The organism is Lysinibacillus sp. NPDC096418, assembly GCF_044762775.1.
In the GTDB taxonomy this organism is placed as follows: Bacteria; Bacillota; Bacilli; order Bacillales_A; family Planococcaceae; genus Lysinibacillus.
On sequence record NZ_JBIWEY010000007.1, the window covers coordinates 42,293 to 55,407 of the forward strand.

At 39.1% G+C, this 13,115-nt stretch carries 12 protein-coding genes; all 12 read right to left on the reverse strand.

Translation table 11 applies throughout. The features are described from left to right. Positions 1–7: 7 nt before the first annotated feature. The 12 genes from ACIQZG_RS08345 to ACIQZG_RS08400 all read right to left on the reverse strand — a co-directional run bounded on the left by ACIQZG_RS08345 (position 8) and on the right by ACIQZG_RS08400 (position 13,086). Positions 8–871: a phage tail family protein gene (locus ACIQZG_RS08345; RefSeq protein WP_402754714.1), complete on the reverse strand. Its 864-nt coding sequence runs from the start codon at positions 869–871 to the stop codon at positions 8–10. Further along, the gene (locus ACIQZG_RS08350) at positions 868–6,795 is read right to left on the reverse strand and encodes a phage tail tape measure protein (RefSeq protein ID WP_402754715.1); all 5,928 of its coding nucleotides are present in this window, start codon (positions 6,793–6,795) and stop codon (positions 868–870) included. Before ACIQZG_RS08350 ends, ACIQZG_RS08345 begins: the two co-directional genes overlap by 4 nt. A 192-nt stretch (positions 6,796–6,987) precedes the next feature. Then, positions 6,988–7,311 carry a phage tail assembly chaperone G gene (gene gpG, locus ACIQZG_RS08355; RefSeq protein WP_402754716.1) on the reverse strand — a complete coding sequence of 108 codons (324 nt, stop codon included), beginning with the start codon at positions 7,309–7,311 and terminating at the stop codon, positions 6,988–6,990. Between the two features lie 138 nt (positions 7,312–7,449). Next, on the reverse strand, positions 7,450–8,034 hold the full coding sequence (locus ACIQZG_RS08360; protein ID WP_402754717.1) for a major tail protein: 585 nt from the start codon (positions 8,032–8,034) through the stop codon (positions 7,450–7,452). Positions 8,035–8,053: 19 nt separating this feature from the next. After that, positions 8,054–8,398, reverse strand: coding sequence for a hypothetical protein (locus tag ACIQZG_RS08365; RefSeq protein ID WP_402754718.1), 345 nt, complete (start codon positions 8,396–8,398; stop codon positions 8,054–8,056). Further along, the gene (locus ACIQZG_RS08370) at positions 8,395–8,817 is read right to left on the reverse strand and encodes an HK97-gp10 family putative phage morphogenesis protein (protein WP_402754719.1); all 423 of its coding nucleotides are present in this window, start codon (positions 8,815–8,817) and stop codon (positions 8,395–8,397) included. Before ACIQZG_RS08370 ends, ACIQZG_RS08365 begins: the two co-directional genes overlap by 4 nt. Next, on the reverse strand, positions 8,818–9,153 hold the full coding sequence (locus ACIQZG_RS08375) for a phage head closure protein (protein ID WP_402754720.1): 336 nt from the start codon (positions 9,151–9,153) through the stop codon (positions 8,818–8,820). It lies immediately after the preceding gene. After that, entirely contained in the window at positions 9,131–9,466 is a 336-nt protein-coding gene (locus ACIQZG_RS08380; RefSeq protein WP_402754721.1) for a head-tail connector protein, read from the reverse strand. The genes ACIQZG_RS08375 and ACIQZG_RS08380 overlap by 23 nt, the downstream gene beginning before the upstream one ends. Before the next feature lie 6 nt (positions 9,467–9,472). Continuing rightward, on the reverse strand, positions 9,473–9,742 hold the full coding sequence (locus tag ACIQZG_RS08385) for a hypothetical protein (RefSeq protein ID WP_402754722.1): 270 nt from the start codon (positions 9,740–9,742) through the stop codon (positions 9,473–9,475). Positions 9,743–9,809: 67 nt separating this feature from the next. After that, positions 9,810–11,009, reverse strand: coding sequence for a phage major capsid protein (locus ACIQZG_RS08390; RefSeq protein WP_402754828.1), 1,200 nt, complete (start codon positions 11,007–11,009; stop codon positions 9,810–9,812). Between the two features lie 69 nt (positions 11,010–11,078). Next, the gene (locus ACIQZG_RS08395; protein ID WP_402754723.1) at positions 11,079–11,834 is read right to left on the reverse strand and encodes a head maturation protease, ClpP-related; all 756 of its coding nucleotides are present in this window, start codon (positions 11,832–11,834) and stop codon (positions 11,079–11,081) included. Then, positions 11,827–13,086, reverse strand: coding sequence for a phage portal protein (locus ACIQZG_RS08400; protein WP_483869786.1), 1,260 nt, complete (start codon positions 13,084–13,086; stop codon positions 11,827–11,829). The genes ACIQZG_RS08395 and ACIQZG_RS08400 overlap by 8 nt, the downstream gene beginning before the upstream one ends. Positions 13,087–13,115 lie beyond the last annotated feature (29 nt).

Here is a 13,115-nt window from a genome sequence, read left to right on the forward strand (position 1 = left end):
CTTCCTTTTATACAGATAAATATCTGTGTTTGTATTCAACGTATACCTCTGGATTCCCACTGTCTGTAATAAACGCAAAGCGATTTTCACCAACGTCTAAATTAAAAAATGTGGAGGCCAAATCGATATAATGAAATGCATTTTGTACAATACCATCAGGACCTACTATTTCCACTCGCTTATTACCAAACGAGGTATCAAGTATTAATTTATAACCCGTAGGTATCTCACGATTAACACGGATAAATTCACCTGTATTGAGATTTGTAATACGAGGATTGACTACTGGCCCTCGAAACTCAACGTGAATTGGTGTTGGTACATCACCTTTATTGACTAACATTTTTGAGTCGCCGCGTGTGGCAAAACGTACCGGAAAATGAAATGAAAAACGAAAGTTGCTGACGAAATCTTCGAGCTTATAGTTTTCCGCTAAAATGTCTTCCCAAAAAGGTGAAGGACATAACAGGTTGACAATGGTACGTTGGAACCGCATACCATTGTTGTCACTACCTACTCCAAAAACAGGGACGTTTTCCACTACAGCCTTTATCTCTCGCTCCGTATTACCTTTTGTGTAAACAAGCAAGCCAGGACCTAATTTCGGATTAAAGACTGATGCGAGTAGCTGCCTTTGATAAAGTAAATCTTCTTGATTGGCGGCTAAAATCGATACATTCAAAGACATTGCACGTGGTTGAAGGTGGGTATCTATATAAGTACTACCGTCTTGAAATGGCGCTGTTTGAGTCTGTATATCAGCTCCCACATCCGCCTTGCCTATAATTGATTGCAACAAAAAAGGGCGTCCATTAGATAGCTCAATAGACTGCCCTCTCGTATTTGTAAATGTTACTTTTTCGGCTGTCATGCCATCCCCCATTCCATTGCTTGTTGACGTAGCGCCTGTGTATTTCTACGAGCGATTTCACTTGGTGAAGGTTTTTCTCCGTAAACATGGATATGCGTCTCACCACCGTGATAAGTTCTGGATTTATCAACAGATGAAGGCGTTGCTCCACCAAATCCAACACCGCCCTCCACAGAGGATGCTAAGCGCTGTGCAGCACCAGATACTTTATCAACCATATCATCCATCCCAAGTACTAGGCCTTGTCCGATATTTACACCAAAACCACGCATAACACGTGATGGACTGCGGATCTCTAACGCGCTTTGAATTGTACTCTTAATACTATTTGCAATTTCTTTAGCCTTTGATTCTAACGGTCCTTGCTGACTCGTTAACCCTTTAAGGAGACCTTGACCAGCATCACGACCTACTTGTTCTAGGCTACTCATTTCAGTACCTGTGGAAGTCGTGATCTTCTTAATCGCATCTTCCCATTTATAATGCAATTCACGCAATTCTTTTTCAGCGTCTTTTTGCATTTGTTTTATCGTTTTCTCGTTGTCCTTACGCATTCCTTCCATTTCTTTTTCAGCTTGCGTACGTGCTAGATTAGACTTCTTACGATACAACTCACTATACTTAGTAAGCTCTGTATCAGTCATGCCATTTAAAGCTACAACCTCAGCTAAAGCATTTGGTCCCATTTCGCGTAATTCAGCTAATAAACCTTTGTCGATAGCTTTTGTTGATAGCATTTCAATTTGCGATTGCCAGCCTTCAAAACCTACAACTTGAGATTCTAGGTTCTTCATCAATTCTTCGCCAGTACGGTCAATCTCGATGTTGAATTCATCAAAAAGCCCTTTAAACCCAACCAAAGAGTTCTCTCGTTTGGACACAGCATCTTCATACGCTTTATTCAATGCTTCTTCACTTTTGATTAAATCATCATTTATCTTAATAATTTGATCAGAGTATTCTTTGTTAGTAGCTGTTATTTCTTTGTTAATGGCTTGCACAGCAGCCTGATAAGCTTTTTGTGCTTCTATACGCTCTTTAGTGCCTTCACCATATAACTCCGTAGTTCTCTCCCAAATAGCAGCCTCTTCTGTCAGGGAAAGTTCACCAAGTTCTTTCTTCCCATCGATGTAAGACTTTATAGAATCCAATTCAGCTTTATAACTTTCTTCTACAGCCTTTTTATAATTCTTTTGGGCGTCTACACGTTCTTTGGTACCTGCAGCAAATTGTTCAATAGCTTTCTTCCAAATCTCTGCCTCTTCATCAACCGATAATTGTTCAAGCGACTTTTTGTCTTCTATATACAATTTGATTGCGTCATATCGCTCTTTATTAGCTTTTTTCATTTTATCAGTTAATGATTTTGCATTCTTTTCTTCCACAGATTCAGTTTTACGAGCGGCTTCTTCAATAAGTTTATTCATCTTATTGTTTTCTTCAGCTGTTAAAGAACGATTTTCAGATGCTGCCTTCTTTTTAATTTTAGCGATATCTTCACCAAGTTTAGTTTCAATTTTCTCTATCTCAGCGTTAGATTTTTTTAGTTGTGCTTGTTCCTCTTTGCTCAACTGATCTCCAAGTTTGATTAGTTTATCTGAAATATCTTTCATGGCACCTTCGACGCGCTTCTCTTTTTCTTCAATGCCTAAAGCCAAACCTTCTCCGGTATCTCTTCCAATCGCCATAAATACACGAGATGGAGACTTGATACCTAGTTTGTCTTTAACCCATTTAGGGAGTTTGCTAGCCAATTCTTCAGCTTTCTTTTGGATAGGTTCGAACATTTCTCCGATACCATTTATCAAACCTTGGACAATATCTCTACCGATTTGCAGTAGGTCAACTTCTTTAACCTTAGAGATAATCAATCCTTTTATCTCTTCGAATTTAGCAGTAACAAGCGCAGAGGTTGCTTGGACACCTTCGATTAATCGACTAATTATCTCACGTCCAGCCGCGATTAATGCCACACCTGCTGCGGCTAGAGCACCTAAAGCAACATCGACTATAATTTTCCCTAGTTTATCTAATAGTTCCGGCTTCTTTTCGGTGTTACCTTCGGCGACTTTATCAATCATTTTTTTACCCATGTCTTTAATCTCTGCCTTATCAGGTACACCGTCAAACCAGCCTTTTATAGTTTTCCACCATTCTTCTAGCTTAGTGGAAATTTTCTCAGGAATTTCACTAAACCAAGTAGAAATTTTTTCCCACCAATCTGATAACCAATCACCGATATTTGATGGCATTTCGCTAAACCAATCACCAATCGCTTTTCCCCAGTCACCCAGTTTAGAAGTAATATTTTCATACGTTTCAGAAAACCAATCTGATATTGCATCCCACCAATCAGATAGCTTGTTTGCAATTTCCTCTGGTATCGATGTAAACCAATCCTTAATGGCCTTTCCCCAATCACCTAATTTAGAAGTGATTTTTTCTGGGATACTTGTAAACCACTCTGAGATAGCTTCCCACCATTCACCAAATTGTCGTTTGTTTTCTTCATTTTGTTCTTTAGTCCATTTTTGAATGGCAGTTGCCCATTCAACTAATTTTTCAGCAATTTTAGGCGGTACGCTTGTAAACCAGTCTGAAATGGCTGTCCACCATTCTTCTAATTTAGATGCTGTATTTGCAGATATGCTTGTAAACCAATTGCTTATCGCTGTGCCCCATTCGGTTAATTTCGATTCAATTACACTTGGCATAGATGTAAACCAATCGATAATGGACGTTTTTAATTCCTCAAATTTTTCTCCGAATTTCTCTTTGATTTGATCTATGATAAAAGAAGCGCTCGTTTTAACACCTTCAACCATGCTTCCAAAACCATCAATAAAACCTTGAATAATGTTTTCACCTATCTCTACAAGGTTAACATTCTCAAAATATTGTTTAATATTGTCCATGATATTTTGAGCAGTTGTTTTGATTGTCTCCCAAGCGCCCTCCCAGTCACCTTGAATAACTTTCAACACCGTTTGGATAACGCCTAAAACTGCATCTAATGCAGTTCCGACAGTTAACTTTATTGTGTTCCAAGCAATTTCAACTACACTAGTAATGACAGGCCATACCATCTCAAATACACCTTTAATTACTGACATCACTGCTTCTATATTTGCTTTTATTTGTCCAAAATAAAGTTGAACAATTCCTGTAATAGCCTTTCCATTTTCATCCCAAAACTTTTTTAGTTTATCTAGCTGTTCCTTTACAAAATCGACTACGACACTTAGGTTGTCTTCTACTGTTTTTTTGATAAATTCATAGGCTTTGGACGTTACTTCTTTTAGAGAATTTGTAACTTTTTCGTAAGCCTCATTCACCTTATCAAAAATATCAGAATGCTTACTTTTAAATGCTTCCCACTTAGATAAAATCTCACCAGTTTCCCAGTTCACTTTATCGACATGTTCTTCCGCTTGTTTCTGCGCTTCGGACACAACTTTCCGATGCATATCTTCGGCGTTTGAAACAGTTTCGTCACGTTGTTTTTTAGCTTCATCGATTAATTTTTGTGCTTGTTCGGCGCTGATAGTACCCATCTCGTCACGTTGTCTAGTTATTTCTCCGACAGTTTTTGAGTACTGGTCCTGAGCTTCTTTTACAACTTCATCTTTTTGTTTAACCGAATTTTTAACAACTTCAGCAGCTTGTTCAGCAGTAATTTTAGATGCTTCACTTTTAAGATTCTCAAGAATGACTTTTTGTTCTACTTCACTTTCAGACATATACTGGATAGCATTGTTTTTCATAGTTTCATGAATAGCGTTTATTTCTTGTTGTTCAGCTTCTGTGAGCGCTCGTTTTTCTTCTTTAGCGGCGTTCATAATCTCTGTGATGCGTAATTGACCTTCTGTAATAGCTGTTTCTTTTTCTAACTGTTTCGCTTTCATAGCTTCTATGATTGATAATTCTTCAGCTTCAGTTAATGCACTTGAATTAGCAAAATACGCTGTCATTGTTTCAAGTTGAGCAGCATGGTCTGTTTGCATCTCTGTTAAAACTTGATCACCCATAGATTTATAAATTTCGGTGATTTTCGTGGCCATCTCGCCAGTTACTTCAACCCCAGACCAAGCAAGTTGGTTGAGCGATACAGTTGCTTTATCAGACAACCCAAGAAAGCCCTCCACAGCTTTTGCAGTTGATTCCGAAACTTTGTCACCGAATCCTTTTACTTGAATAGATGACTCACTCATCTCTTTTCCGACTAATACAGCTCCAACACCTAATGCTCCTATAGCAGCAACGGTCAAACCGATTGGACCAGTAACTACAGCTAGCGCTGCACCAAACGCCGTAGTTGCACCACCAGCAATCCCCAAATGCAATGCCAGTGAACCAAACGCTGTAACAATTGTACCGACAGAACTAATTAATGCCCCTCCGATTAATAGAACAGGTCCTATAGCTGCAGCGAGTGCTCCGACTCCTAGAATCGTTTTCTTAGTGCCATCACTTAATTCTGCGAATTTACCTGTCATTTTCGTTAGCCATTCAGCGAATGCGCGAAGATCATTTTTTATCAAATCACTGAATTGTATAGCCAATCCTTCTAATGCAGATTTAAGCATTAATACCGATCCAGCTAAGTTGTCATTCATTGTGTCCGCCATGCGTTGCGCAGTACCATCTGAACCTTCTAATTCTTTTGTGTATTGTGCTAATGTATCTGATCCAGACTCTAATAAAATCGCCCAATGCTTATATGCCTCTGCACCAAATAGCGTAGTGATAGCAGCTGATTTTTGTTGCATAGTTAGACCTTCGAAATTCGTTTCTAAGTGACCAACAATGTCAGGTAGAGATTTCATATTACCTTCAGCATCAAAGAAAGATAACCCTAACTCATCCATCGTTTTACGCATCTGTTTTGTCGGTTTCGCTAATCGTCCAAGTGATGAAGCGAAGGCTTGACCAGCGATGGAACCTTTTAGTCCGTTATCAGCAAGTTTCATCATAGCTGCTGAAGTTTCTTCTAATGACCAACCCATCTGATTAGCCATAGGCGCCACGTATTTCATGGCTTCACCCATTTGCTCAACGTTGGTATTAGCGTTAGCCTGTGCATAAGCAAACACGTCCGCCGCATGTCCAGATTCTTTAGCTTTCATACCAAACGCTGACATAACATCTGTTAAAATATCTGAGGCGTTTCCTAAGTCCATCGCACCCGCTGCTGCTAAATTTAAAACTCCACCTGTAGCAGATAAAATTTGATTGGTATCATATCCAGCAAGCGCAAGGTATTCCATGCCTTCAGCAACTTGTGTAGCTGTAAATTTAGTTGATGCTCCAAGTTCTTGTGCCTTACCTCGTAATGCGTCAAAATCAGCACCTGTAGCACCGCTAACTGCCGATACCTTTGACATTTGACTATCAAAATCCATACCGATTTTTACAATCCCTGCACCCATAGCGGCAAGTGGGGCAGTTACATACATAGACATGTTTTGACCAATTTGTTTCATACTATTTCCTACTGCAGTTAACTTGCTTCCGACTTCTTGCATGCGTTGGCCAGCTTGCGTCCATTGTGATGACTGGATACGTAGTTGCTCTGTCACCTCTGCAAGTTCTCGCTCCAAACGATTGTATTGAGTTTGGGCTTGGTTAACCGCGTTAGCTTGTCGCTCAATTTGCGCCTCTGTAGCTGTTCCAGATGCAACAAGTTCGTCGTATCGTCTACGTTGTTCCTGTAGCTTTATACCTGCAGCGTCAAAAGACCTCGTTAAGATATCTTGCTTCTGTGACATTCCACCAATAGATTTTTCGTAATCTGAACCTTTTGCTTTTAGAGCTTGTAATTCACTGCTCATTGCTTTCATGTTACGATTCACCTGTGCTACAGTGCCATTAAAGCTTGAAGCATTCATCGCTAGACTGACCTCTAAACTACCGATACTCGCCATTTATTCTCACCGCCTTTTTGATCAAAATAAAAAATCACAACCACGAAATATCGTCGGCTGTGACTTCTTCAATTTCTTCATCTTCTTCTGAAAGCTCAAACCAAAAATGGATGTCCATTTCATCTATTTCGTGAATTTTGTATCCTGCTTTCAATAAATCCCGATAGAATTTCTTAATATTTTGATAGGGTGTTAGTCCACTGACTTTCCCGCATCTTCAGTTGTGGAAGACTTCGTTTCAAGTCCACCAATATTTAATACATTGTTAAACACACGCATGATTTCATCTTGCAGCTTACCTGCCTCTAAACCATCCCATACGTCATCCACAGTGAATTGATTATCAAAAACATTTACAACAAAACCGATCATTTCATCAAACGTTTCTACGGAAATGTCACTGCCTTCTTTACGCATTTTTTCATTCATCTTTAATGCATTTCGGAATACACGTGCCTTCACAAAGTCATTTGTAAAAGTTTTTTCTTCGCTTTCAATTCGTAATTTAATTTGCATAATTCATCCATCCTTTTCGTTAATTACTCGATTTGATATAAATAAAAGAAGCCCTCCACAGATAATTGTGGAAGACTTCTTGATTATTGAACGATAAAATCTTTGCCTATTTCAGCCGCCCCGATTACTTGGGGCTGATTAGGGCGTGGGTGTTGTAGATTCTGTTGGCTTTGCCACTGTGGCAAAGAATGTTTCTGCTGTTGCAGTTACCCCTGCGTCACGTGTATCAACTGTATGTTTGATGTTCCCATCGATAAGAGGTAAAGCCTCTCCACTAAACGGATAGACTTTGTAATTCGTTTCTCCTTTTTTACGAGTAGCATTCGATTCCTCACCAGGCTTTAATTTCGCTTTGTAGAACCAAACTAATTTAGATCCTGATTCGAAACCGATCGCAATAGCATTTGGAGTATCATTGGAATTTGTAATAATACCGCCTTCCGCTGACATCTTATGTCCATACCAATCAACTAAAACATCTGTTGGTAGATCTGCTGTTTCCCCTGCAATGGTAATTGAGTCGAGTTGTGCTTCTTGGTCTACCACACGATCTCCTGCATCTAAATGAGCTTCTGAAAAGTTCGGTGTAAGTGTTAAAGAAATTGGCATCGTTAATGTTTTAACGTCGCCGTGTGTTTCAGCTTGTTCGTCTGTCATTAGCGCATAGTGGATACGCTTCAAACTAATTTTCTGTGGCTTTTCATTTACAGTCGTAGTTGTCATTTACATGACCTCCTAATTTTTAATAGTCATCAAAAAAGACGAATCTCAACACTTTGTTAAAGTGAGAATCGCCTTCTGATTTTGGTGCATCGTATTCAAATGTTCGTTCATAACCTGCTGATTCCATTAATAGCTTAACGTCTTCCACAAGCTGATAGTAATTTGCTTTTGACCAAACATTGATTTGAATAAGTCGCTCAGTCTCATATTCTTGGTCAGATGCTTCCAGTGCTGGTTTGGCATTCACTTCTAAAAATGTGATGTATTCATTTGGGATATTTGATCCAGTCGGAACAGTATTAAAATTTATAGATGGAATTAATGGCTTAAGTAACTGGGTAACGTGAGTGCTTATATCAATCATAGTCTGAGCGCCTTTCTCATTTCATCAGCCATTACATCGACTGCCTCTCTCGAACTCTTTTCAAATCCGCGCGTGAAGAATGGATTAGCCTCTGTCGCCCCCCAAGTTACTAATTGACGTTTACCCTTTTTCAATGCATACTTACTGCCAGCACTTCGCCCAAATTCAACTAAATGGGCGTGATATGCACCACCCGTATGAATAGTAACTACACCATCAATATAACGTGTTGATTTGATATTTTTATGCAAAGAAGAACTGTCTTTTGGATTCTTTTTATCGATAGGTGCTTCTTCAGCAATTGCATTTTTAACAACTTTTGTAGCTTTATCAAGAGCTTTCTTTTCATCTTCTTCTTCGATTGGTAATCTAGCTAATTGCTTCAGCAATTCCGACATACCAGCCATCTCAAATTCCACTTAATTCACCTCTTTTGCAATAATCGTTATCCATTGATTGCGTTCATCATCATTCACTAGCGATTCAATTTCATACATCACTCCTGCTATTTCTAGCCGCATTGCGGTATGAATATCGTTTCGATAGCGAATACCTACTATCCGCTTACCTTGCCATTGAGTAGCATCAGAATTAAACGACTTATAGCCTTTTTGTGTTTTAATTTCAGCCCAAAGTTTTTTGAAAGGTACCCATTCTGTAGATGGCCAACCATCCTCACCGGTCGTTCCTGGTGGATTATAAAATGCCACCCGTTTATTTAAACGAGCGGCATTATTGTTGTGCTGATAATTCATCTGGATCCACCCACTTTAATTGCAAAATCATCGATTGTAAGCCGTATGGTATAGACTGTTGAGCTGTTTTAATTGTGGATGGTGTAATCGCTATACGATTCTCGTAAAAGTGTGTAGCGAGCATCATAACGGCTAACCGATGTTGCGCAAAAACGTCTTTGCCCTCCACAAGTGAAAAGTAGTCAATCGGTTGCTTTACTCCTGCATTCTCCAAATAAGATATAGAGCTTTGAAGAAAAGAAGAAAGGGAACGATTTTCATCATCCCCATCTATACGTAAATATTCTTTTAATTCATCTAAAAGTGCGTCCATAGGTTATCACCCCTCTGGTGTTGCCTGTTCCATTGCCTCGAGGCGAGAGATAATGTCATTGTATTGCGCTTCTGTGCCAAAGCCATCTGCACCCTTAGCTCCAGTGTCACCTTTAGCTCCTTTTGCTCCGTCCGCTCCTGCTGCTCCGGTATCACCCTTGTCACCTTTCGCTCCTTGTGGACCAACAACACCGTCAATTAATTCTGTGAAATCAGCACCAGTAGGTTTTTTGCCTGTTGCAAACATTACTTTTAATTCTTCTTTTGTTTTAGCCATTTAAATTCCATCTCCTTAACTGATAATAAAATCCGTTCCAATTGTCATCTGCCCAATGATGGGCTGATTAGGGTGTCTTAACAACTTCTGCAATACGGAATGCAGATGCTAATTTAATACGGTGGTCAAAGTATGCTGTAACAACGAATTGCTCAATACCTGTTTTGATATCTTTGTCACGTTCAAAAGTTTCGCCGATATCGTAGTTAAAGTGAGAATAAGATAAATCTCCTACGATTGGTTTTGTTGCGGCATCTGCAAAAATAACTGGCTTTCCTAACACTTGCTCAGGTTGCGCTGTGTAAAGAGTGGCATTACCATTCGCTAGTTTTTCAATGATGTCAGAGTAATCAGCGTAAGACATAATGATTTTCGCATTTTCACGGTAATCTTCATGTAGATCGGCAATTGCTTTTCGGATAGCTGTATAAGTATCTGCACCGTTTACTTTTACGATTGCATTCTCAGTCGAATAGAAGCTCATGTGTTCTTCACCTGATTTCGGTGTTACAGCAAATGCTACTTTCTTTTCTTTTGCAGCTACACCTGATTTAAGTGCATTTTCAACATGGCCAACTAAATCAGCGTCAGAACCATTGATTACTGTTTCAGAAACACCTGCGAATACTTTGAATTTGTTACGAGTGAATGCTACTGTATCACCTTTAGCTTTTAACTCTTTAGCAGTTGCCATATCAGCGATGAAATCATCATCATCTAAAGTGAACGAAAGACGTGGTAATTCAAGGTTTGTGATTTGAGTTACAGCTGAATGCCCTCGTAATGGGTTTTTAGCTAATGGAGCTAAAATGACATCCTGTGAAACAGTTTTAGGTAAGAACTTACCACCACCAGATGCAGCATCATCACCAAGAGCTGCGCGAACATCATTATCGATAGCCTTTCCGCGCATCGTAGAACGAACTAACGAAGCCTTAGCTGAAATAATTTTCTGGTGCGGATCATCAATACCACCTAAAGTCGCTTGTTTAGCAGCTGCTTGTTGAGCGAATTTTTCTTTTTGTTCTGCGTCTAATTCATCATGTTGTTGTTTAATTACATTAAAACGAGCTTGTAAATCTTCTTTTGATTTTTGTTGCGCTTGGATGTCTTCAATTGATGCAGATGGGTCAATCGCTTTTGCAGAAAGTTCACCTTCAACTTTTTTCAATTGTTGACCAATTGTAGCCATAGCTTGTTTTAATTCGTAAAGTGTTTGATTACCTGAAAACATTTGAATATTTAGTGGTAGTAACATTTTCATCATGTTTTTCTGCTCTAATGATTTTAAAAACTTTTTTGTTTGTGTTTTCATAATTTGAAAACCTCCTATTTTTTATAAAAATGTGTTTAAGTAAGTAAGATTCGCCTTTGAATCTGCAATGATTTTTTCACGTAAAGCCTTTTCTTCTGCACTCATCACTGGTGTGGATGGCTTTGGCTGCAAAAGTTGTTGTGGTACATTTTTGTACTGATTAATTAGCTTTTCATCGATACAAGCTGCCACTTCGTTAAATTCATCAATTGCATCACAAAGACCATAATTAAAAGCCTCTTCCGCAGATAACCAAGTTTCGGCATCTAAAAGAGACTTTAGTGTTTCACTATTCAATTTATCTCCTGTCTTATCTAAATAAGACTGGATAACAGACTCGTTAATGCGCTCGATATCATCCGCCGCTTTGCGGAGCTGTTCTGCATTTCCGCTTGCCCAAGTCCAAGCATTATGAATCATCATTAAGCTATTGGATGCCATTCGAACTTCATCGGCAAACATAGCGATTACAGATGCAATCGAAGCCGCTAAAGCATCAACATGAGCAATCACTCTTGCTTTATGACGCTTCAGCATGTTACCAATAGCTAACCCCTCAAATACACTACCACCTGGGCTATTAATGTATAAATGGATTGTTTCTACATCATCTCCTAATGCATCAAGCTCTTTTTTGAAAGTAATCGACGAAACCTCTCCAAGCTCTTCCCACGCCCACTTTGTAATTTCACCATAAATAAAAACGTCAGCCGATTTTCCATCAGCAGACGCCTTCATTTGAAAAAAACTATTTTGTTGTTTCTGCTTCTTAGTCATTTTTCTCACCACCTTTCGTCGCGCTGTTGTCTTCCACAGTTGATGTAGCAGCAGTGGATTTACGTAATGTCGGGTCCATATCGATAGGATAAAGATCTCCGGATATCCATAGCTTGTTCGCGTACTCAGAATCATCCGGTGGTAAATCTTCAAATCCTCTTACTTCGTTTTGTTTAAACCATCCATTCCGAATACCCATTTGGTAAAACGATGCACGAGTAGCAGTATCACCTCTGAGAAGACCACCTAGATTAAACTTGAAATACATACCAGCTTGTCTGTCTGCTTTCGTTAATAACTTTCGATTAAATTCATGTTCATACTGGCGAACAGTAGGTAATAGATTCATATTCGTGAATTGAATCATTTGTTGCTCATTTGAACCTAAAGTACCGCCCTCAGAATCATTTAAAAACGAAACAGGCACATTAAAAACGTTGGCCACCCGCGAGCGTGTAATTCGCTCTGATTCCAACGTATCTGATGCAAAATATTGCTTCTTCAATTCTGTAATTTCAACGCCTGGTTCTTTAAACAAAATCCCGCCATTTTCAGAATAATATCTTTTAAAGTCGCCTATAATCCGCTTTCTTTTTTCTTCATCTACGTTCGCTGCATAACTTAATGTAAAGGATTCCTTCTTTTCCATTTCCGAAAGAGAGAACTCTTGAACTGCTTTATCATATTTGATGGTATTTGCTAAAACTTTTAATGGATTTAGTCCTCGCAAACGCGCAGGTCCTCTGATATGTTTAACATGAATCATGTCGCCGTTGTGGACATACATATTCTTTGAGTCACCACGAACTTCATACCACAATGAACCATCATCCTGATTAATAAACTCTGTCACACAGTTCGGATCAAGAGGTAATAACTCCATTGGGCGCATCCGTATATCACGTAAAATTACTGCATACCCATTACCAGCTTCATTACGACTAACTTCTAAAGCGTTAATAAAGTCGAAGCTACTCATATTTTGGTTTGGCTCGTTGATAAGTACGTCGGACGCTTCGTTATGAATCACGTCATAACTTTGATGTAGCTTAATAGGTAAAGCTGATAAAGTATTAGCAAGGCGAGTAATAACACTAAATATCGTCTCGTTTGTAGCTAATTGGCTGTTATCGATGCCCCAAAAGGTTTTACCGAACCAATTCGTAAAATCCCATGTTCCACCCTTCCATCCTGTACTAGCCCCGGCATATGCCATATAAGCTGCTGTTTTTACACGCTGAAAAAATTTCAATTTCTCACCGCCTTTCTGTAACCATTACA